Source organism: Chitinophaga arvensicola, assembly GCF_900110835.1.
GTDB lineage: Bacteria > Bacteroidota > Bacteroidia > Chitinophagales > Chitinophagaceae > Chitinophaga > Chitinophaga arvensicola.
Genome location: NZ_FOJG01000001.1, coordinates 2832532 through 2855243 on the forward strand (window position 1 = coordinate 2832532; position 22712 = coordinate 2855243).

The 22712-nt window shown below is 48.8% G+C and carries 18 protein-coding genes and 3 riboswitches; of the genes, 3 read left to right on the top strand and 15 right to left on the bottom strand.

Annotated elements, in window-relative coordinates:
* Window positions 1-32 precede the first annotated feature (32 nt).
* The 7 genes from BMW79_RS11800 to BMW79_RS11830 form a co-directional block, all read right to left on the bottom strand.
* On the bottom strand, window positions 33-1031 hold the full coding sequence (locus BMW79_RS11800) for a c-type cytochrome (RefSeq protein WP_089894916.1): 999 nt from the start codon (window positions 1029-1031) through the stop codon (window positions 33-35).
* Window positions 1032-1047: 16 nt separating this feature from the next.
* Window positions 1048-2478, bottom strand: a complete 1431-nt coding sequence (locus BMW79_RS11805; RefSeq protein ID WP_089894918.1) for an aryl-sulfate sulfotransferase — start codon at window positions 2476-2478, stop codon at window positions 1048-1050.
* 28 nt (window positions 2479-2506) lie between these two features.
* Window positions 2507-4033, bottom strand: a complete 1527-nt coding sequence (locus tag BMW79_RS11810; RefSeq protein WP_089894920.1) for a RagB/SusD family nutrient uptake outer membrane protein — start codon at window positions 4031-4033, stop codon at window positions 2507-2509.
* A 20-nt stretch (window positions 4034-4053) separates the two neighbouring features.
* On the bottom strand, window positions 4054-7407 hold the full coding sequence (locus BMW79_RS11815) for a TonB-dependent receptor (protein ID WP_089894922.1): 3354 nt from the start codon (window positions 7405-7407) through the stop codon (window positions 4054-4056).
* 101 nt (window positions 7408-7508) lie between these two features.
* Window positions 7509-8711, bottom strand: coding sequence for a FecR family protein (locus BMW79_RS11820; RefSeq protein ID WP_177192127.1), 1203 nt, complete (start codon window positions 8709-8711; stop codon window positions 7509-7511).
* 57 nt (window positions 8712-8768) lie between these two features.
* Window positions 8769-9368: an RNA polymerase sigma factor gene (locus BMW79_RS11825; protein ID WP_177192128.1), complete on the bottom strand. Its 600-nt coding sequence runs from the start codon at window positions 9366-9368 to the stop codon at window positions 8769-8771.
* 92 nt (window positions 9369-9460) lie between these two features.
* A complete protein-coding gene (locus BMW79_RS11830) occupies window positions 9461-10333 on the bottom strand; it encodes an SDR family oxidoreductase (protein ID WP_089894928.1) in 873 nt (290 codons plus the stop codon).
* Between the two features lie 141 nt (window positions 10334-10474).
* Window positions 10475-10678: riboswitch (cobalamin riboswitch) on the top strand.
* A 252-nt stretch (window positions 10679-10930) separates the two neighbouring features.
* Here BMW79_RS11830 and BMW79_RS11835 point away from each other — a divergent pair.
* Window positions 10931-11320, top strand: a complete 390-nt coding sequence (locus BMW79_RS11835) for an acyl-CoA thioesterase (RefSeq protein WP_245752464.1) — start codon at window positions 10931-10933, stop codon at window positions 11318-11320.
* Between the two features lie 62 nt (window positions 11321-11382).
* Here BMW79_RS11835 and BMW79_RS11840 read toward each other — a convergent pair whose 3' ends face one another.
* From BMW79_RS11840 to BMW79_RS11875, 8 genes are all read right to left on the bottom strand, one after another.
* Window positions 11383-12330 carry a hypothetical protein gene (locus tag BMW79_RS11840; RefSeq protein WP_089896867.1) on the bottom strand — a complete coding sequence of 316 codons (948 nt, stop codon included), beginning with the start codon at window positions 12328-12330 and terminating at the stop codon, window positions 11383-11385.
* Between the two features lie 34 nt (window positions 12331-12364).
* The gene (locus tag BMW79_RS11845; RefSeq protein ID WP_218150302.1) at window positions 12365-13516 is read right to left on the bottom strand and encodes a DUF5074 domain-containing protein; all 1152 of its coding nucleotides are present in this window, start codon (window positions 13514-13516) and stop codon (window positions 12365-12367) included.
* A gap of 14 nt (window positions 13517-13530) precedes the next feature.
* On the bottom strand, window positions 13531-15564 hold the full coding sequence (locus BMW79_RS11850; RefSeq protein ID WP_218150303.1) for a TonB-dependent receptor: 2034 nt from the start codon (window positions 15562-15564) through the stop codon (window positions 13531-13533).
* A 121-nt stretch (window positions 15565-15685) separates the two neighbouring features.
* Window positions 15686-15893, bottom strand: a riboswitch (cobalamin riboswitch).
* A 65-nt stretch (window positions 15894-15958) separates the two neighbouring features.
* Window positions 15959-16180, top strand: a riboswitch (cobalamin riboswitch).
* Between the two features lie 210 nt (window positions 16181-16390).
* Complete coding sequence (locus BMW79_RS11855) at window positions 16391-16852, bottom strand: nuclear transport factor 2 family protein (RefSeq protein ID WP_089894933.1); 462 nt, start codon at window positions 16850-16852, stop codon at window positions 16391-16393.
* A 78-nt stretch (window positions 16853-16930) separates the two neighbouring features.
* On the bottom strand, window positions 16931-18469 hold the full coding sequence (locus BMW79_RS11860) for a DHA2 family efflux MFS transporter permease subunit (RefSeq protein WP_089894935.1): 1539 nt from the start codon (window positions 18467-18469) through the stop codon (window positions 16931-16933).
* A gap of 53 nt (window positions 18470-18522) precedes the next feature.
* Window positions 18523-19257, bottom strand: coding sequence for an SDR family oxidoreductase (locus BMW79_RS11865; protein ID WP_089894937.1), 735 nt, complete (start codon window positions 19255-19257; stop codon window positions 18523-18525).
* A 52-nt stretch (window positions 19258-19309) separates the two neighbouring features.
* The gene (locus tag BMW79_RS11870; protein ID WP_089894938.1) at window positions 19310-19894 is read right to left on the bottom strand and encodes a TetR/AcrR family transcriptional regulator; all 585 of its coding nucleotides are present in this window, start codon (window positions 19892-19894) and stop codon (window positions 19310-19312) included.
* 258 nt (window positions 19895-20152) lie between these two features.
* The gene (locus BMW79_RS11875) at window positions 20153-20890 is read right to left on the bottom strand and encodes a class I SAM-dependent methyltransferase (protein ID WP_089894940.1); all 738 of its coding nucleotides are present in this window, start codon (window positions 20888-20890) and stop codon (window positions 20153-20155) included.
* Between the two features lie 118 nt (window positions 20891-21008).
* On the opposite strand from BMW79_RS11875, the gene BMW79_RS11880 reads away from it, so the two are divergent.
* Together BMW79_RS11880 and BMW79_RS11885 are read left to right on the top strand one after the other, a co-directional pair.
* On the top strand, window positions 21009-21581 hold the full coding sequence (locus BMW79_RS11880; RefSeq protein ID WP_089894942.1) for an RNA polymerase sigma-70 factor: 573 nt from the start codon (window positions 21009-21011) through the stop codon (window positions 21579-21581).
* Window positions 21582-21636: 55 nt separating this feature from the next.
* A complete protein-coding gene (locus BMW79_RS11885) occupies window positions 21637-22704 on the top strand; it encodes a FecR family protein (protein ID WP_089894944.1) in 1068 nt (355 codons plus the stop codon).
* Window positions 22705-22712: the final 8 nt, after the last annotated feature.

Consider the following 22712-nt stretch of genomic DNA (forward strand, 5'->3'; position numbering starts at 1 on the left):
AGGGGCCTGATCGAGTTTGTCTATTCCGGTATTTAATACACGGGCTTCTGGCCTTTGGCTTTCCAATAGTCGATAATAGGCTGATACGGACCAAATTTATGCTGTGCCACGGAGAAGGTATCAGCAAACGGACCGTGGTCGTAATCGATCGCTTTTTCCGCTATATGCGGATAATCGAAGCTTTTAGGATTGGGCCGGGGATGCAGTTTGTCGTTGTTTACAAAAGCGGCAATATCCATGGCTTCCTTATCCGTCAGGAAAGGTTTGCCTTCGGCTACTTTATCGTAGGGCATATTGTTTTTCAGCCATTCCGCCTGTTTGATGACCCGGTGCATACTGGAGCCGGGCTGATAGGCGCTGGCGCCCCAGAGTGGCGGGTATACATAAGTGCTTTTATCGGCGGCCCATTGTCCTTCCCCGTTGGGACCATGACAGCGGGAGCAGTTGGTTTCATACAATACGGCGCCGTTTTCAGGATTGGCGGCTACATCCGGGAAAGTAACGTGCAGGTTTTTGGAGCCTTTGAAGGGCTTGTCTTTTGGTACGAAGCCACTTAACCATTTGAAATAAGAGAGGAAGGCCACCATTTCCTTGCTGTCCAGCGGTAACGGCTTACCGTTGTGCGGGCGTGTTACGCAGTTGTTGACCCTTTCGGCGAGGGTGAGTACTTTCCCTTCCCTGCCCCGGTATTGCGGGTAGTGATCGTGTGATGACATCAGGTTAAAGGAAAAGGCTTTGGTGCCTGCATCCTGGTGACAGTTGGTGCAGTTCATTTTATTGCCGAGGTATTTACCGGCGCTGCCATCGGGACCTATCAGCTGTGCGGTATGGAGCATCAGTTCCCGGCCATATTTCACGGATTCGCCAAACTGATCGGCCGGGATCAGCGTGGTATCGACGGTGATATATGGCTCCGTATTGGCCACCACAGGAGCATTGCTTTTTACTTCTCCCGTTACAGAAGATCCACAGGAAGATAAACCGGCTATTCCTGTGAAACTGATCAGACTTATCACGATAATATGCTTCATGTGTTGTTGTTTTAAGTTAGTAACCCGGTTGATCCAGGTAAGGAGCCAGTCTTTCAGCTGGAATAAAGGAGGCGCGGTAAGACGACATACCCATTTTCAGCAGCCAGAGAAACCGGCCTTCAAAATTGGTCAGTATCACGGTATTGCGCTTGGTGGCGCATTGCAGCAGGGTCGTATCTGCCACTAAATAACTGCTGCCCATTCTTTCATTATAGTTCTCCGGTGGCAGTTTGGTATTGATGGTGAGATGTGCCTGTTTTTCGTTTTCCGCCAATGTAAAAGCCAGTGTCCGGGATGTTTTTTTACTCACGCCGTTGTCAAAGAACATCAGTTCGCCGTGTTCATTGATATGGAGGCCATGTGCCTGGTCGAACAGGGCTTCGGCAGGCATCTCAAAATCGCCTCCCTTTCCGAAGATCCACATCCGTTTACCGGTGCGGCCATCTATCTTCCAGATCTGTCCGTTGTTGTAAAAAGAGATGAGGTAGTTACCGTCTTTGTCGAACGCAATACAGTTCGCGTGCATCCAGTCCTGTTTTTCCTGTAAGATGTTTTTATCATCGAGGGGATTCAGTGCATCAAATACGGTCCATTTCCATACCTGTTTGCCTTGTCTGTCCAGCACAAGAATGCCGTCGCCTTTTACCGTGTCCTGTTTGCTGCCGCCTTTACTGCTCAGGTCATAGATTTTTTCTTCCACACACAGCGTCACAAAATGATTGTCAGGATTCAACAGTATTTCGTGGTGAATGGTCTGTTTAAAATCCTGTTGTCCTTTTTTGAGATTGGCCAGCGTATCGCCGGTGATGGAGAGTTCCAGGATCTGGTCGCCATAGCTGGTTTCGTAGCCAGGGCCGCCCAGGAGGGTAAGAAAGGTATTGTGATCTGTGAAGCGGGCTACTTTGAAGCCGGTGCCGCTTACCTGGTGATACCAGGCAATGCTGCCTTTGGCATTCAGCAGGAACAGCACACCGGGATCTTCGCGGCGGGTAAGCATTACGTAGCCTTTGCGGAAAGTGGCGGGCAGGCGTGAACTATCCGGGCATACTACGGTGAACATATCTTTCATCCAGCCGGGAAAGTCGGAGGTGTTGAAAGTATACACTTTGCTTGGATACAGGTTCTTTCCGTGGCCGGTAAGAGTGCGGTATTCGTATGCCGTTGCGGGTAGCAGGTTGGTGAGCACGATAGCATGATGCAGCTGGTGTACAGACAGCAACGTGGTATCATGTTTTACCTGTCCTTTATGCCAGTATTCCACGGCTGCATCTACGGTATCTGTACAGATAATATCTGTTTTCACCTTGACGGCATTCTGACCCTGTGAATTGAGCGTAATGGATACGATGTCGTTTCCACCGGAGGAGCCGCAGGATGACAGCAGCAGAAACGCCGCTGCCATTGACACCAATGGCAGCAAGCGTTTTGTATTATTCCATGTGATCATTTTCACTATTGAATCATTTAGAAAAGTATTAACGGCGGCCGCTGTTGCTGAGGCTTTTGTTAAGATCTACCTGTGCCTGTGGATAAGAGAAATACTTATCACGTGCGATCTGAATAGACGGCACTTTTCCTACTGCGGAGAGGTATTTATTGACCACGCTTTCATATTTGCCCATGCGGATCAGGTCCTGTCTGCGTTTGCACTCAAAGAAGAATTCCCAGCCGCGTTCCTGTAAAATTGCATCGCGGAGGGTTTCTTTGGTGAAGGTACCCGGAGCGCCCAGGTTAGTGGCGTGGGAGCGGTCTTTTACCTGGTTGATCAGCCCGATGGCTTCCGTAGAAGGACCGTTCAGTTCATTCAATGCTTCGGCCCTGCAAAGCAGGATATCAGCATAGCGCAGGATCGGGAATACGTGCCCGTCGTAGTAGGTAGTAGAGCCTTTCGGATCTGCAAATTTGGTGGTGGCTACATCCGGCATGTAGTAGAAACCATCCGGCGGATTGGTTTGTCCGGTGGGCGCCTGCATGTAATGCAAACCATCGGTACCGATGTAATCGTAATAGAACATCTGTTTACGATCGTCGTTGGCCGCGTAGGTATTCCAGAAGTACCAGGTGACAGCAAAGTACTGCCAGCGGTCTGTTACCTGTGGGTTGTTGATCGGGCCGAAGTGGTTCATGATTTCTACGGCATCTACCAGCGGATCAGCCAATGCGCTGAAGATATTTTCCTGGCACCATTTGTTTTTCTCTGCGAATAAGCCTGCATAGGAAGGATAGAGGCCATAACCCAGTTTCATGATCTCGGTGGTGAGGTCCAGTGCTTTCTGCCATTCATGTTCGCGCATGTACAGTTTGCAGAGCAAAGACATGGCAGCGCCTTTGGTGGCACGTCCTATGTCATTGGAAGAATAGATAGGATTGCTCAGGTAGTTGGCGGGCAGATGTGAAGCAGCAAATTCCAGGTCGCTGATGATCATTTTATTGATCTCTGCTACCGGTGTGGTGGGCAATGCAGCTTCATAATCTGGTGCAGCAATATTTTTAGCCACTGTTTCTTCGGTTACCTGGATCACAGGTCCGAAAGCATCGGTGAGATCCACATAGCCCAGTGCGCGCAGGAAGCGGAGTTCAGCGGTGAACTGATCTTTCTGTGCATCTGTAAGACTGGTCATTTTAGGAATATAATACAGGGAGATGTTGGCATCGGTGACCAGTTTATACTGGTGTTGCCAGGCGAAGGCCAGGTAAGTGTTGGCTGGCGCCCACTGGCAATCCGCCATCAGTCCTACGTCGCCGCCGGAGCTGGCATGACCGATATCGGTGGTCAGGTCAGAAATAGTTACCTGGAAACCGGCATAGTACATCCAGGCATCCGATTTACCACTGGGTTGTTTAAGTCTGGAATAAACGCCATTCACTGCAGCCTTGGCATCGCTCAGGGTGAGGAATGCGTTGGCATCTGTAAGATAACTGTATACTTTTGGTTCCACCATCTTCTTGCACGAACTGGCTCCCAGCAGCAGGGTGGTTAATGCGATATATGCGTATTTCATTTGATCCGGAGTTTACAGGTTTAGAAATTTAATTTAAGACCGGCTGTAAAAGTGCGATAAGCAGGGAAAGCGGTGTAGTCCAATCCGGATGAGAGGTTGGCGTTGCTGCCGCTGCTGTTGAGATTACTGTTTACTTCCGGGTCTGATCCTGTATATTTTGTAATAGTGAATAAGTTCTGTACAGAGCCATATACCTTAATGCCTCTCAGGCTTTTCAGGAAGGTTTTGGCTACGGGGATATTGTATCCCAGCATCAGCATTTTACAACGCAGGTAAGAAGCATTTTCCACGAAGCGGGAGTTCATCATACCACCATAAGCAATGGCATAGCCATCTCTGGGGATATCGGTGTTCTCGTTGGTGGTAGTCCACCTGTTCAGGGCTGCTTTTCCGGGACCTGATTCCAGTACCAGGCCGGTACCGTTGTACAGGCTGTAATCCAGTGCGCCCTGCAGGAAGATATTCAGCTCAAAACCTTTGTAGGCAAAGTTGTTGTTGATACCATAAATGTAATGCGGGTTGGCATGGCCGAGGTAAGTACGGTCGTTGGCATCGATGATACCATCTGGTTTTCCGTTGGGACCACTGATGTCTTTGAATTTCGGATCACCTGGTTTGGAAGAAGGTTGGGCCGGATGTGCTTCACCGGTTTTGATCACGCCATCATAAATGTAACCATAGAAAGTACTCAGTTCCCTTCCTGGCTCCAGTTTGGTAAAGTCCATACCACGGCCGCCATACAGGTTCGCGGTTTGTGTGATCACATAAGGACGGCCACCGAGATCCAGGCAATTTTGTTTGTTGTAGGCAATGTTCACCGTAGTATTCCAGGTGAAGGCATGGTTCACAATATTTTCTGTGGTCACAGATAATTCAATCCCTTTGTTTTCGATGCTGCCGGCATTGACGGTCTGCGTGGCAAAACCATTCCAGTCGCCAATCGGCATATCAAAGATCAGCTTATTGGTTTTTTTGCGGTAGTAGTCGATCGTAGCATTTACGCGATTGTTGAAAAAGCCCATATCTATACCGAGATCCAGTTGTGCAGTGCTTTCCCATTGGAGGTCTTCGTTTGGTAAGCGGGTTATAACGGTTCCGCCATAGCTGGAGCTGCCTTCACCCAGTGAAACGTTGGTAGGGCCGAAGAGCGACATATAAATGTAGTCCCCGATGCGGTCGTTACCGGTTACACCATAACCGCCTCTTACTTTCAGGTTGGAGAATACGTTGAGATCTTTGATGAAATCTTCTTCACCTGCTCTCCAGGCCAGCGACCCGGAAGGGAATACCCCGAAACGGTTGTTACCACCAAAACGGGAAGATCCATCTCTGCGCACGGTGAAAGTAGCCAGGTATTTATCTTTCAGAGAGTAATTGATTCTGCCATAGGCGGAAGCCATTTTAGAAGGAATGGTTAAACTGGTGCTGGATAATCTTTCTGTACCTGCGTCGAGGTTATGATACAGGAAGGCGTCGGTGCTGAATTTCTGTACCTGGGAGTAGTGCCGCTGGCTCTGATCCGACTGGTAGGAAACACCCGCCACTACGTTGAGGGAGTGGATCAGGTTAAACACTTTTTTGTAAGTGAAATAGGCTTCAACCAGGTTACGGGTCATGGCCACATCGTTTACACTGGCTTTACCCTGTACTTTTTCACCATCTACCAGGTCGCGGGGCAGATAGGTGCCTTCTTTGGTGGTGGTATATTCAGTTCCGCCGTTTACCCTGAAATTGAATCCTTCCAGGATTTTGTAGTCGGCGTATGCGTTGATGGTGACTTTATTTTCATAGCGGTCGTTGGTCGGTGCCATCAGCCATGCGAGTGGGTTGTCCCTTCCTTTAAACCGGGCGTATGAACCGTCGTCGTTGTATAACGGAATGGCCGGAGATGCTGTGATGACGCCATACATCACGTTCGACGGTACAATGTTTCCATCATAGGTTTTGAAATTGGTATAAGCGTGTGATGCATAAACGCTGGCACCGGTTTTAAAGCGGGGCGTAAATTGTTTATCATAATTGAGTCTCACAGAATACCTTTCAAAAGACGTGTTTTTCAGGGCGCCATCCTGTTTGAAGTAACTGCCGGATAATGCAACGCGGTCTTCCGCAGTACCACCGCTGACGCTGAGGTTATGACTTTGCACCATACCTGGTCTGGTAGCCAGTTTAAACCAGTCGTTGTTCCGGCCGCTGGCCAGATCTGCGGCTGAGTAATAGGCAGGCTGTCCTTTTTCGATGGCTTTGGCATTGGTGACCTGCATATTTTCCAGGCCATTCATTTTATCGAATTCCTTGACGATTCTTTGTGTACCGTAGTAGCCATCATACTGGATAGCGGCACGGCCGCTTTTACCTCTTTTGGTGGTGATCATTACTACGCCGTTGGCGCCGCGTGCGCCATAGATAGCGGTAGAAGAGGCGTCTTTAAGGATCTGGATATCGTCGATATCATTTGGGTTGATGTCCTTTCCGGTTTCAGAGGGGAAGCCATCTACCACGTATAATGGTTCGTTGGTCGATTTAATGGAGTTACCGCCGCGTATACGCACGATGGTTTGTCCGCCTGGCGCTGCATTCGACTGACTTACCTGTACGCCGGCTGCGCGGCCCTGTATGGCCTGTGCTGCGTTGCTGGTAACGCCACCGATGTTCATATCCTCGCTGGATACGGAGCTGATGGAGCCGGTGAGGTCTTTCTTTTTGGTGGTACCATACCCTACTACGACTACGTCGGTGAGGTTGGATACTTCTTCTGAAAGCGTCACTTTGAAATTGGTGTTTTTGCCATCAAATTTCACGGACCAGGCTTTGAAGCCTACCATAGAAATTTCCAGGGTTTCACCCGGGTTGGCATTGATTTTAAAGCTGCCATCGGCATTGGTAACGGTACCGGTTTTGGTGCCTTTTACCGTTACTGTGGCGCCGGGGAGGGGCTGGCCTTTGTCGGTGGTGACCACGCCATGTATTTCTACCGGTGGCGGCGGTGTGCTGGCCGGTGGAAGGAGCGGCTTATTTTTTACAATAATAGCGCCTCCTTCAATGGCGTAAGTAAGGGGTTGATTACGCAGGAAGATGTTCAGCGCATCATTTACAGGCATGTTGGTTACGACGATGTTGCCTCTGCCGCTTTTCTCCAGCAGGGCTTCGTCTGCCAGGATATTCAGGCCGGTTTGTTTGTTGATTTCCCGGAATACATCTTTTGCAGACGCATTCTTCATAGACAGGCTTACAACCTGGTCGGGGTGGCTGGCGGCGTATACAGGTGTTGTGGCGGCGAAACACAACAGGGCCAGCAGCTGACTGACCTTCAGATGTTTTGTTAGACGCCGGTGCGATGTACGCCGGGCACTGGCAATAGTACTTAATTGCATACTGGTGCTGAGTTTTGATTAGACAAATGGTTTGGTTGTGCGATCTCCTTAAAAAATCATTGTTCCTTTGGTTGCTGCTATATTTTGGCTGATATGACTGTTCACTGCTGATCGCCTTCGACGATCAGTTTTTTTCCTTCTAATCTGTAATGGACATCATTGGCATTTAGCATTTTTAATACGTTCATCAGGGTACTCCGGCGGCTGATCATCCCAAAAAATTTCCTGGGTTTCACGGGGCCTTCGTATATAATTTCCACATCGTACCAATGGGCAAACTGCCGTAGTACGGTGGTGAGGTCGGCGCTTTCAAACTGGAAGTAGCCATCTTTCCAGGCAACTATTTCCGAGGTATTGACGCCGGTTACTTTTTTTATCTGTCCGTTGGCGCTCAGCTGGGATTGCTCCCCGGGGGCCAGTTGTATGCTGTGTTGATCGCTGTTTATTTTTACAGCGCCTTCCAGCAGGGTGGTATTGATGGTAGCTTCGTCTGTATAGGAGTTGATATTAAAATGAGTGCCGAGTACTTCTACCGTCATTTGTTTTACCTGTACGCGAAAGGGCCGGTGTGCATCGGCAGCAATTTCAAAATAGGCTTCGCCGCTGAGTTCCACTTTGCGTTCATTGCCTGCAAAGGTGGCGGGGAAGCGGATGGAAGAGGCCGCGTTCAGCCAGATCCTGCTGCCGTCGGCCATTACCAGCGGGTAGGTTTCCCCGGCGGCGGTGGTCAGTGTGTTATAAATGGGGGTAGTTCCGGCATCTTTACTGGCAACATATACGAGTTGTCCACCCTGGTGCAGTACGGTGCTGTTGCCCTGTTGGGCCAGTTGCTGCATCCCGGCGCTGTCGAGTATGATTTTTTCTCCGTTGGCGAGGGTCAGTACGGCTTTGTGCTGGCCCGGTGCTATATCTGCGGCGGGTGCAATAACGGCGGCAACGGGAGCCGGCGTTTTGGATTGATGGAGGAAGAAATAGGCGGCTGGCAGGGAAAGACCTACCAGTATGGCTGCTGCTGCGGCCAGGCGGAAAGATCCCGGTTTTTTCCGGGGAGCAGTCAGTGGGATCACCGGGGCGCCCTGGATATGCTTTAGCAGCTCTTTCCGGACCCTGTCGCCAGGTTCGCCGGCATGAGAACGGTGATCCGGCTTTACCTGGCCGAAAGCGTGCTGCATTTCGTGCAGGAGAAGGCGGTTGGCTTCCTCCCGGCGGAGGTAGTCCATCAGCTCAATGGCTTCCTGCGGACTACAGGTCCGTGTTTGCCAGCGTTGCAGCAATAATTCATAATATTCCTTGTTCCTGTTCATGCGCATATATATACTATCCTAAAAAAAACAAACAGGGTGGGTCAGGATAAAAAAAAATTAAGGACGGGAGGTGTCCAGCAACAGGGTGGAAAAAAAGAGAACGGGCAGAATGCCGTCTGTATTGGTGTAGAAGAAGAACTTGATGCTTTTCATAGCCAGCACCATATGTTCTTTTACGGTATTGCGGGAAATGCCCAGTTCTATGGCTACTTCCTCATAACTTTTACTTTCCTCCCGGCAAAGGCGGAATACTTTCTGTCTTTGTGGGGGGAGTTGTGCAATGGCTTCGTGTAGCAATGATTCATATTGTTTCCACAGCAATTGCGTGTCGGCATCTTCGGTTTGCTGCTGCAATCCCTGCATTACCTGCAGGCGCAGTGCTTCGTCGGCCGTAATTTTCTTAAGTAATTTGAATACATGATTGCGGGTAATACGGTAAAGGTAGCCGCTGAATGATAATTCAGGCCTTATCCGCTCCCTGACTTCCCAAATCTTTACAAACACTTCCTGCAGTGCATCCTCCGCTAATTCCGGTACATGAATGAAGTGGAGAATGTAAGTATAAAGGGAAGGGTAGTACTGATTGTATAAGGTAATATACGCTTCGGTATCTCCCTGCTGCAGTTTTTGTAACAGAACAGCTTCTTCATGGCTCACTGGCTTCTCGATTTGTAAGTAAAATACGGAATTGGCGGAAAATATGGGGCTTTTTTTTGGAATGGGGAGCGCCGAAGGCGCTCCCCTCTAATTTATAAGAACATCGGTGCATATTCCTTCACGAAGCCCGCGAAATCGCGGGCGGGCTTACCGGTTACTTCGGCGACGGCATTGGATACTGCTGCGGCTTCGCCACGGGCATAATGTGCATAGTCTTCTATCAGTCCTTCGGCCTGCCAGGCAGGGAAACCTGCCTGCAGCAAGGCGGGGAGTAATTGTTCATCGGTGACATTAATATATTGAACGGGCTTTCCCAGGGCATCGGATAAGATAGCCGCCAGCTGGGTATGGGTGAGCGACTGCGGCCCTGTGATATCATAGACGCGGCCTTCATGGCCGGCGGTGGTTAAGGCGGCGGCAGCAATCGCAGCAATATCGCGGGTATCTACGATACTGATAGGGGCTTCGCCGGCAGTAGCGAAGAATTTTCCCTGGTGTACAATGGAGTCCCTGAATCCCATTAAGCCCTGCATGAATAAATTGGGACGGAGGAAGGTCCACGGGATGCCGGACCAGCGGATCTTTGCTTCCACAGCGGCATGATAGCGCAGGAAACGTACCGGAGAGGCGGCACTGGCGTGTAGTTGCGACAGCTTTACGATATGTGGAAGCCCGCTGCGGATGGCTGCTTCCACAAAGTTGATCTGCAGCTGTTCTGCCTGTTCGGAAGAGTTGGTGAGCAGGAACGCTTTTTCTATTCCCAGTAAGGCATTCGCCAGGCTGCCGGCATCGTTGAAATCGCCTGTCACGATTTCTGCACCGGGTAATGCGGCAATGGTCTGTGTATTATTATCGGCGTTGCGTACCAGCGCCCGGAAAGGGACGCCCTGTGCGGATAACTGTTTTGCCAAAGTAGTTCCAATGTGACCGGTAGCACCGGTGATCAAAATATTTGCCTGTTTCATGGTGTGTTGTTTTTTTTATGATGTAAAATTCCATCATCCGGGCACCGGAAAATTGTAAGAAAACGAAACATGCCTGGTTGTGCGGCTTATCACTGATAGTGGCCGGGATTTGTTATCTTCGCCCCCGGTTCTTTATGTATTACCTTCGAAGCAAGTAATGGTTCCCGCTGAAAAGCGGGATTAAAAGGGAACTGTGTGCAAATCACAGGCTGTCCCGCAACTGTAAGCTTCCTGCAGCGTAATACGCTGCAACGGGTCAACAAAATGCCACTGTTTCCGATAAGGAATGGGAAGGTGTTGACCTGCGGAGCAAGCCAGGAGACCTGCCTTTATTTCACTTTGACAATGCTTTCGGGGATTGAAGCAGGTCAGGTTTCGGTATACGGTTATTTACAGAGAACAGTTGGCGTAGTGTGACCCGCTCACCTGCGCGCCTGTTTTGTAAACACCAGTTACTTTCTCCTTTCCGTATTTCTTCCTGCTGCATTTACCGTAATCATTAAAAGTAACAACAGGTATTCCTTAGCGCGCTCCGGTATGGTAGCAGCTGCGGAAGTATACTGGTAAAAGCAACTTTGTAAAAGTAAAAGATAACATATGACTATGACTCTGGAAGAGAAAATTCTTCATTCGGAAACGAGGATCTTTAAGGCGGTATTTCCCAGTACCACCAATCACTACGATACGCTCTTTGGTGGTACTGCTATGTCGCTCATGGACGAAGTAGCATTTATTACAGCCACCCGTTTTGCGCGTAAAAAAATGGTGACTGTATCTTCCGGTAAAATAGATTTTAACCGCCCTATTCCGGCGGGAACAATTGTGGAGCTGATCGGAAAAGTAACGGAAGTAGGTAATACCAGTGTAAAGGTATTGGTGGAGATATACATTGAAGAAATGTACTCGTACTCCCGGGAAAAGGCCATAACAGGCACTTTTAGCCTTGTTGCAATTGGCGACGATAAGCACCCGGTATCGGTAAGATAGTCAAGGAAAAAAGAAAGGCTGTCTTTTTTAAGACAGCCTTTCTTCTATGAAGAATAAATACATTATTTCAGATTCAGATCGCGTACGCCCACTACTTCGGTAGAAATCTCTCCTAACCATCCTGCTTCTGCACGGATACCAGTGGCCACTTTGATGAAGTTGATACCTGATAATTTCACCGGCTTACCGTTTTTATCTACCGCCCAATCCAGCTTTATTTTTGCATCGTCGTCATCGTTCGACTGGTTATCGGAATAACCCCAGGAGAAAGCAGGACTGATCCAGAACGGCTGATCAGGATCACTGGAAGTGTTCCTGATATTTGCATCTGTCATTTTGGTACCGGTAAAGGTGATGCTGTCTCCTTTCCATTGCGGGTAATAAGGCTGGTCATGGAACATGTTTCTTGACAGGTAACCGGAACCACCTTTGTTGTCTTTCCAGCGGATGTATTCCATATCGGTGATATACATATCATCCGGGTTAGGCACCCTGACTTTCTTTTCGTCTGGTTTGTAGTAGGTGATCTGGTAGTTTTTTACCGTCTTGGAACTGTTGTATTCAGAGCCGGCAATTTCATACCATTCATCGTCCGGTAAGCCATTTTTATTGACATCCACAGAAACGGAGATCACGCCCGGTTCTGCAAAGTTGGGAAATGCATTGCCCAATACAATGAAGGAATATTCACCCGGTACATTTTTGATGGTATGGTCGAAACCCATAACCACATAGCCGCCGAAGCCACCAAGGGAAATCATATCTTCTTTTGCCAGCGCAGTGAGGGCATAATCTGCCATCTGTTTGGCGCTGTCGCCGGTTTTCCAAACGGGCAGGCCATTGGTAAACTGACCGGGCGCCGGGAAGTATTCAAACACTTTGGTCACCTTGTTCTGAAAAGGACCTGTTGGTTCCGGATCTTCTACAGGTGGTTTCACGTCTTTGTCTTTCGAACAGCTGCTGACAATAGCGGCCATCATCATAGCAGCGAGTAGATATTTACTTTTCATCATGTGCATTTAGATAGTTATAATAAATGGTTGGTTATTTACTGGACGCAACAAAAACAATATGTGCAGGTATTTCACCGGTGGTGACAGCCCATTTCTTTTTCCCGGAAGGATCAAAGCAATACAAAGTGCCGGATGATACATAGTCCCTCGCATCTGTGACGAAGATCTCCCTGGTACCAGGATTAACGGCAATGCCATAAGGCATTTTGATGCCATTTTCCGTACCATCGGTGATGAAGTTTTTATTCAGCACGGTTTCTGTTTTTATATTGACCATGTTATACGAGATAGTCCATTTGCCGGTGATGTAGCTGAACGAAGAACCGTATACATAGGCGGTATCGCCGGAGATAGCGAGATTGCTGACAGGGATGTCAAATGTTTTTTTTACCGCATCTGTTTTTGTATCTATCAGGAAAAGATTGGATGGCACTTTGTAATAATCACCCCGGGAAGTCACGTATATATCGCCATCGCTGTCGGCTTTTAAGCGATCGAGGTTAATGGCCACATCAATTTTTTTGATCTCTGTAAAAGTATTCAGGTCTATCACGGATACGGTGCGGTCGTAGTTGGGCACGCGGTAACCGCCTGAATTGGCTACATACAGTTTGTTGCCGACAACCGCCATTTCTTCCGGCTGATAGCCTACGGTTACTTTACGGGTAATGGTGAGCGTAGCAGTATCTACTTCCAATACCTGTCCTATCGGGGCATTGGGTTCTATCAGGACGGGGCCTGCATAAGAACTCACATAGGCTTTACCGTTAGCAAACGTTACATAGCGGCAATTAAGAATGTCGATCTGTTTGATGCGTTTGGTGGTAGTTACATCCATCACTTCTACCTTATTGGATACGTTGATAACGGCGTACAGTTTGCTGCCATAAATCTGTATATCATTTCCCACATCTCCCAGTTCCTTTACCGCTGTTGGATTTGCAGTAGCGTAGATGTTACTTTTATAGATGCCGGTAGTGTAATCATAATAATCCAGGGACGATTTATTGCTGCCCATATTGCCTTCATTCAGCAGGTAAAACCCGTTGTATGCAGCATGCGGATGAGCGGTGTCTACCGGTGTTACTTCCGGTGGCACGATGCTGTCTCCTTTTCTGCAGGCGGTGAACAGCAGCATGGTAGCGGCTATGGGGAGGACTGTGTTTCTTAACTGTTTCATCATGACATTCATAGCTGTTAAATATTCACGGTAAAAATGAACCGGTAATTTCTTCCCGGCATGGGGTAATTGTAAATCACATCATAGTACTGATTAGCCACATTATTGACTTGCGCCGTAATATGAAAGCGGGTATGTTGCAGCTGAAACTGCCTGCCAACAGACAGATCGCTGGTATACCACGGTTCCACATAATTTTTCTGTTTGTTTTCCTTGCTGTTATATCTTTCGCCGGTGTAGATAAAGCTGTAATTGGCTTCCCATTGTTTGTAGTCAGCGCCCAGTATCAGCGATCCGCTGTGCCGGGGAATATAGATGATCTGATCGCCGTAAAAGCTATCGGCGGGATCTGTAAAGTCCTGCGCCCGCTGGAAGGTGTAGGTGAGTTTGGTATTGAAGTTTACCTGTTGGAATAATTTCCAGACGGCGGAAGCTTTCACATCGAGTCCTTTAATTTTCACTTTGCCCAGGTTCATCATCATCCATCTGAACTGGTTATCGCCGGGTACGGCCACTATTTTGTCGGTGACTTCGTTATAATAGGCGTCGGTTTCAATGGCGGCTTGTGTGAGCCAGCCATTGGACCAGGTTTTATTCCAGGTGATACCAGCGTCGTATTGCTTGGCAAATTCCGGTTTCAGGAGATTGTTGCCCAGATCCGTGTAATACAGATCGTTGAAAGTTGGCATCCGGAAAATTCTTTTGTAGTAGGCGCGTACCCTGAAATCGGGCGAGGGCAATGGTTGCCAGGATATAAATACGGCTGGTGTGAATTGTTGCTGGTAAGGCGCTCCTGCGTTCAATTTCACGTCTTCACTCACAAAAGTGCCCAGTAAACTGGCCTGTGCGCTGAAGCGGGAAAAGGTCAGGTTGGTGGCAGCTGCGGTGAGCGTGGTATAACGGGTAGGGTAGGTGAAGTTCCGGAGATCAGCATCCATCCGGTTCCATTGAAAATCGCCAGAGGCGGAAACCGTCCACCATTTGGTGAGGATGTACTGATGGGCCATCGAAAAATACATTTCGTACTGGCGGTAATGGTTGTCGATATACAGCCTTGCGGTATCCGGTGCGAGGTAACGCGTATAGTCGTACGCGTATTTTGCATTCAGTAAAATGCTGTAATGTTTGGTAATGTCTTTGCGGAAATGTCCCTGTATGAAAATGTTCTGATCCCATTGCCGGTCTACATGCGAAAACACATTGTTGACTATGGTGCCGGGTAGTCCTCTTTCGGATTGGTAGTAGTAGATTTTAGTATTCCATTCCCCGCCATTCAATATGCCATTGAAGCCGCCTTCCACACGTACCGCGTTGATGTCGCCATTTTTCCGGTAGGCGCTGGTATCATAGGTTACATGTCCGGCGTCATCGAGTTTCCGGTAGCGGAATTTATAGCGGCCGGTAGCATTTACCCATTCTGTGCTGAAGGAGGCGGATATTTTATCTGTTACTTTTTGTTGCCAGAGCAGGGATGGATTAAACAATCCGAAGGAGCCGGTTTTGATGGTGCCGCGCAGATGTGTTTTTTCGCCGGGTGCAAATTTAGGTTTGAGGCAAGTCATGTAGATGGAGCCGGCAGACCCGAAATCTTTGGCGGGTTGGAAGATGTTGCTTTTCTGTCCGTTGTAGAGAGCAATTTCTTCCATGTTGTCCAGGGAAAATTTACCCAGGTCTATCTGGCCATTCTGTGCATTGCCCAGCTGTATGCCATCATAAAATACGCCTACATGATTGGTGCCCATGCTCCGGATATCCACGGTTTTCAATCCGCCGATACCGCCATAGTCTTTGATCTGCAGGCCTGCAAAAAAACGAATTGCATCCGCTACGGAATGGCTGCCCAGTCTTTCCAGCTCTTTTGCCTGCATTTTCTGACCGGGATTTACTTCCCGGTCGGCACGCGGAGCGGTGACAGCTACTTCCCGGAGGTCTCTGGTCTTTATACTGTCTGCCTGCTGTGCATGTACGCGCAGCATACCGCAGCAGAGCATAAAGAACAACATCCCGGATGTTTTCTTCCGCCAACCCGCGTGTTCCTTGAAACACTTCATGTATAGCCTGTTAATATTACATCAACAGCTTTCGCAATAAAAAAAGATAACCAGGAAAAGAGACAAGATGCAGGAGTTGCCTGCAGGTTGCATGTATTCCAAGCTTCATTCCACGAAAGCTTAAAAAAATAAGTGCATGGCAGGTATTCTGACTTATCTCTGCTTCGGGCGACCTTCCCATTGATGTTTCAACAGTGGTCTGATTGGTAATGCCCGGGCATTGTAGGAGACTTACAGCAGCGGGACTGTCCCGGATTTACACCGGTGTTCCCTTTTAATTATGCAGACCCCTGGATGGGGCAGCATAAACCATTGCGGAACAAAAGTAGGTTATTATTTGGTCGATTCAAAACGGAGGGAGATGGCGCTATTTGGTGATTCGTATTAGTTCCCTTAAGTTTGCGGCTGCTTTGGTTACCGGGCTTTATACGCCTTGTATTAAAAGGGAATCCGGTGTGATACCGGAGCTATCCCCGTAGCTGTAATCCTGCATACCTGCTGCCACAGGTATTGTCTTTCCGGAGTGAATACTCCCCGCCACTGTTCTGGTTTTCAGAACGGGAAGGCATCCGGAAAAGCAGGAAGCCAGAAGACCTGCCAATGGCTTTTAATCGTCAGTGCTTTCGGGTGAAAGGCCGGCGTGTTGTGAATACCTTTTTTCGTTACTTATCCTTGGTTGTCATTGAACAGCCAGGCTATTCCACTGCGGTGGCGTGGTACATGACAGGTTGCTTTTCGCGGAAAGTGATCTTTTTTTATTTGCTTATGCAACCAGTATTCTATCAATAAACCCAGGTGCCGGCGGACTTAAATGTCGTCGGCATCTTTATTTGTTTTCTATACAGTTTTCTTTACGGCGGGTATCGAGGATATGCAGGATTTTCCAGCTATTGGAAAGCTTTACCAGCAGGAAGGCATCTACGCCGCAATGGGAAAACTGGCCTTTGAAAAAGAAGCGGTACGGTGTCCAGATGGAAGCCATATTGCCATCGATCAGCACATTGTCAAACACAATGCGTTCATCGGCCGCATTGGCGGGCAGGTTTCCCACTACTGAGGCAAATTCCGGAATCGGCGTATCCTTAACGACGGTGTTGCCGGCTTTATCTTCCGTAACAGATTTCAGGGAAGCTCCTGGTGCAAAGCAGGCCACTATACCGGCGCTGTCGCTGTTGCGCATGGCAGTGAATAACTGATTAACAATGGCTTTTGCCGATGTTTCCGGCGTTTGTGCACAGGCGTTAGCACAGCCAAAAAGGAGGAGGGTGGACAAGAATAAGGGGCGCATTTTTTAATTACAATATAATGTTTTTGCATGAGCCGCCATAGGGTAATACAGGGGCGTTTGCCCCTGTATACAACTGTTTTAATGGTCCATTACAATAACATTGGCCGCCTTTTTCTTATTGCGGGATGCCATCAGCAGTAATGGCAATGCGCCAAGAAATATCAATCCTACCAGCAGAAACGCATCACTGAAGCTGAGCAGGGTGGTTTGCTTTATGACGGAGTTATCGAGCAGTTTGAGAGCCTCGCGATGGGCATCCGTTACCGTAGCGCCTTTGCTGGCGAAAAAATGGGTGTATCCGCTGAGGCGGTTGGCTACTGCTGGGTTGTCGGTATGCAGGTTACTGACGAGGTCGTAGCGGTGTTGTGCATTGCGGTTGGCGAGGTAAGTGTTTACCATGGCGATGCCAAAGGAACCGCCCAGTTGCCGCATCATGTTGTTCAGGGCGGCGCCCTGCGCGATGTCGGCCGGTGCGAGGGAAGATACCGCCAGGGTGGTAAGGGGTACGGTGACGAGCGCAAGCCCGACACCCCGCCATACCAGTGCCGTGGTGACTGCCGAAGCGCTGGCGTCCTGGTTTAATGAGGACATCTGCCAGCTGAATAGAATGAATAATCCCATACCCGATATGATCAGGAACACGGGCGAAACGCCGCGTTGCAGTAACCTCGCGGAGATGATCAGTCCGCCGATAGCCAGACAGGCGCCGGGCAGCAGCAGCATGCCGGTTTGCAGGGGCGTAAAATTCAGCAGCCGTTGTGCAAACACCGGTGTCAGGAAAACAGAACTGAAAATGCCCATGCCTGATACAAAGGTGAGTACCGCTGCAATGCTGAGGTTCCTGCTTTTCAGCACCCGGAGGTTTACGACGGGTTCCTTGATCCGCAGTTCCCACCATACAAACAACGCAATACTAAAGGCGGCGATGACCGATAACCAGGTGATGTAGGGAGCTTCAAACCAGTCGTCTGTTTCACCTCTTTCCAGCACAGTTTGCAGGGCGCTTACTCCTACGGCGAGGAACAGGATACCGTTCCAGTCGATCCGTTTGGACGTGGGGGTGGTAGCAGGTTCTTTCAGCAGGATGTAACAAACGCTGGCCACGATGATACCGATAGGTACGTTAATGTAAAAGATCCAGGGCCAGGAATAGAATTCAGTGATGTAACCGCCCAGGGTGGGGCCGATAGTGGGACCAATAAACACGCCTACCCCAAACAGTGCGCTGGCTACGTTTTGTTTTTCTTTGGGAAACTGTTCAAAGATAATTACCTGTGAAACCGATAGGAGGGCGCCACCTCCGATGCCTTGCAGGAAGCGGAACACCACGAGCATCCAGATGTTGGTGGCTTGTCCGCACATCAGGGAAAAGAAGGTGAAGGCGATGATGGAGCCGATATAATAATTACGTCGTCCCAGTTTTGCCGCCAGAAATCCTGTGATGGGGATAATGATCACGTTGGCAATGGCGTAGGCAGTAATGACCCAGGAGGTATCTTCCAGTGTGGCGCCCAGGTTACCACTCATATGCGAGAGGGCTACATTTACGATAGAAGTATCTATCAATTCCATGATGGCTGCTGTAATTACCACCAGGATCAGTACTGTCCGTTTCATTGCTGTTAATTAATATACCGGATGGTATATTTATGGAGACATTTTTTTGCTGCTTATTTTCCTGCATTCATGGTTGCGAGTGCCGCTGCGGGGGAAGTGAGCATCAGTTGATAGATTTGTTCGGTGTTGCCTACGTGTATTTCGTACTCGTTTTTTTCCAGTGCAGCGATGAATTCCGTGGCTACCTGTGCAGGAGGGATACCATTGGCTCCGCCAATTTCTTCGGAGAAATCTGTATTTACCAAAGGCGGCATCAGTTCAAAGATATGCAGCTGCGGGAAGGTGATGCGGAGTGCCTGGGTATAAGACCGGAGTGCGGCTTTGGTGGCGGAGTAGGTAGGTATATGCAAGCCGGGAACAAAGGCCACGATGGAAGTTACATTTACGATGGCGCTTTCCGTTTGTTGCTGCAGTAATGGCAGTAACTTTTCTGTGAGGCGGATCACAGCAAAGAAATTAGTATCCATTTCTTCTACTGCTTTGGCGGCAGCGTTGGCGGCGTCGGACAGTTTGTAGGCAAAAGCGCGGCCGGCGTTGTTAATCACCATATTCAGGGAAGGATAATCCTTTTGCAGGATGGACACCAGTTCGCAAACTGCTTTGTCGCTGGTTACGTCGCTCACAATGCCTTTTACGCCGGGTAATGCCTGGGTCGCTTTTTCCAGTCTGGCGGCGTCTCTGCCGGTAATAATCACCTGGTTGCCAAGTTCGGATAAATGTCTGGCCAGTTCAAGTCCGATGCCAGCGCTACCACCGGTAATTAACACGGTGTTTCCGGATGTTTTCATGTCTGTTTGTTTTATTATACCGTTCGGTATATTTATAGTGAAAAAAATGCGTTTATAGTCCGTTCACCATTTTTTCAACAGATTGCATAATGGTGTTGCGGTAATTCATTTTGCCGGTCAGTTTGGCGATCATGATACAGCCTTCAATAGTGGCGATCATGGTAAGGGCCGTTTGTTCGGCATTTACGTCTTCGCTGAATTCCCCGTTGTCTTTTCCTTTTTCGATCAGGTCCATGATCACTCCTTTCCAGGAAAGAATGGCGTCTGTTGCTTTTTGTTTCAGTAAAGGATGGGTATCGTCTGCTTCGGTGGCGGTGTTGAGAATGGGGCAGCCTCCTATGGGAAACGGATGTTTCAGGAAGTTCTCATATACATGCACATACACCAGCAGTTTGTCGCGGTAAGTTTTTTGTTTATCTAATTCCTGCCGGATAATGGTGGTTACCTTTTTCAGGTTGTAGTCAAAACAGGCCAGGGCCACTTCGTCCTTATTGGCGAAATTGCCGTAAATACTGCCTTTGGTAAGCCCGGTGGCATTGGTCATGTCCGTTAAAGAAGTGCCGGTATAGCCCTTTTCATTAAAAACAGGGGCCGTCATCTCCACAATAAACTGTTTTGTTTTCTCCGCCTTGTTCATATCCCACGTTCTTTTGACGATACAAAAATATACCATTTGGTATAAAATGAAAAATATATTTTCGGGAGAAGGGAAGAAGCGGGGTTAAAGGAAGGGAAATCCTTTGCCATGGCTGCTTTGGGTGGAGAAGACGCCCTGGATTTACAGATGGGTGATTTGTATTGCCAGGATGAGCGTATGGGGCGGTCCCCTTCTTATAAGAGCAGAGCAACCTGATACCTGCTCCCTGTGGGCAAACACATTTCATCATTATAAAATTCAACCAGGTTTCACTGCACTCACCAGCAGAAAGATAGGCCGCCGGGTTTCATCTTTCATTTCAGGATACGCCGCTATTACGTCCGGAGCCGGTTGTGGTTCTGATATGGCTGTTATCCGGAAACCGGCACCGATCAGGGCATTCAGCAACGTAGCCAGCGTCCGGTGATACTTGACCACGTCTGTATCGAGAAAGCGGGTATTCCGTAATCCTTCCTGCTGATACTGATCCACAGGCCAGTGCAGGCGATGCCCGTTAGCATCGTGGTACCAGTCCTGCGCCGCAATAGCTGTAAATACCGGATGCTCTACAGAAAGCACAAAAGTGCCACCGGGCGTTAAGCAATCAAATACTTTCCGGCAAACCGTTTCATAGGCCGCTACATAATGGAGGGCGAGTGAACTGATCACCACATCAAAAGTTCCTTCCGCAAAATCAATGTCTTCTACCGGCAGTTGAAGATATTCAATGGCGGGGTCCTGTGTGGTTTGCCGGGCGCGTTCCAGCATCCTGGCGGAAATATCCACGCCTGTTACCTGCCGGGCGCCCTGCTCCCGCGCATAGCGGCAATGCCAGCCAAAGCCACAGCCGAGATCCAGCAAACGCTTATCCTTTAATGCGGGAATCATGGTGCGGAGTAGGTGCCATTCGCCGGCAGCGTTCAGACCATCTACCGAACGCGGCATCTGGCTGTATTTTTCAAAAAAGGATGGATCGTCGTATTTGTTCTGCTTCATAACAAAGCGAATGTAAGAAGATTGCCGTATCTGGCGGGAAATGGGTGATACATAAAAATAATGTAAAAAGTTAGCAGAGCTGCTTATATTGTGTTGACCAGAATTTTTATAAATCGCTATGGAGGATTTGTTGCGTCGTATCCAATACGAAGGTGACCAGGCGGCTTTCAGGGAGTTCTATTTATCCCAGGCCCCGCAACTGCTCAACTTTGCGTTTGTATACATAAAAAGCAAATTTATTGCGGAAGAGGTAGTGAACGATGTATTTATGAACCTGTGGCGCTCGCGTCAGCGGATTCATGAAATAGCGAATCTCCGCGTTTACCTGTATGTGGGCGTACGCAATGGCATCTCCAGTTATTTCAGCCGGAATAAAGACTGGCAGCATGTGGATATCGATACGGTGTCGGAAGCATCGCTGGATTTTACCGCAGATCCGGAACAGCAACTGATTACAGCAGAACTACGCCAGCGCATTGAAGGCGCCGTTGCCGCACTTCCTCCCAAATGCCGCATTATTTTCAAAATGGTAAAAGAAGATGGACTGAAATACCGGGAAGTAGCAGAAATTCTGAACCTCTCCGTCAAAACAGTCGAAAACCAGCTCACTATTGCCATCCGCAAGATCAGTGCTGAAATATTCCTTTGTACCGGAGATCCACGGAAAACAGGTTATTTATCCAAATTATAAACACTTTTTGGGGGTTTTTGACAAAAAGTGTGTCCTTGTTACAGTATTTACATTAATGGAAGAACGAATCGATTTATTATTAGCCAGGAAATTATCAGGGGAAGCGACGGAAGCCGAATTGCAGGAGCTGCAACAATGGCTCAAAGCGCATCCTGAAACCGGTTTTGTGATGGAGGTGGTTAATACAACTCAATCTCTCTCCCCTAACAACAACCAGGAATGGGCCGCAGATAGCTGGGCCTCCCTGGAGGCGGCGATGAATGCACCGGAAGCAGCAGCCGATCCCGAGCAAACGGCCGAAATACCGGTGACCGGAAGAAAAATACGCCGTTTCCCGCAATGGGCAATGGCCGCCGCTGTGCTGGCCGTTATCGCCATCGCCGCAGCGTTCCTGTTCAAACCCCACCCTTCAAAAGATAGTATCAAAGGAACGGAGAACAATACCATTGCCACCCGCAAAGGCGCGCGGTCCAGTGTACAACTGCCGGATGGTACCACCGTATGGCTCAATAGCAGCAGCCGGCTGACCTATGGCGATGGCTTCGCCCACGGCGCCCGGGAAGTGTTTCTCCAGGGAGAAGCATATTTTAAAGTAGCCGGCAATGAACAACACCCCTTTATCGTACATGCCGGTAATATACAGGTACGCGTATTGGGTACCACCTTTAACGTAAAGGCCTATACGGGCGATGATAAACAGGAAGTGGTACTGCTGGCCGGAAAAGTAGCCGTTTCTACCGACAGGCAGCCCCGGGAACTTATCCTCGCACCCGGACAAAAGATACAGGCCTGGTCTGCCAGCGCCCCCGACAGTCTGCAGCAGCAACCTCTTGTTGTGACTACTCTTCAACTGGAAAAAGGAACAGATTCCTGCGATGAAACTGCCTGGATCAACAATCAACTGGTTTTTAAGAACCGTACTTTCCTGTCTCTCACAAAGGATATGGAAAGATGGTACAACGTAAATATTCATATCCAGGACGCCTCTCTCGAAAACGAGCTGTTTAATGGCGTCTTTCAGAAAGAGAATGTAACAGAGGCCCTGAAAGCCCTGCAGATTGCAACACCTTTTACTTTTTATCAATCAGGATCAGAAATCTATATTAAGAAGGCTGGAAGTTAAATGTCCCG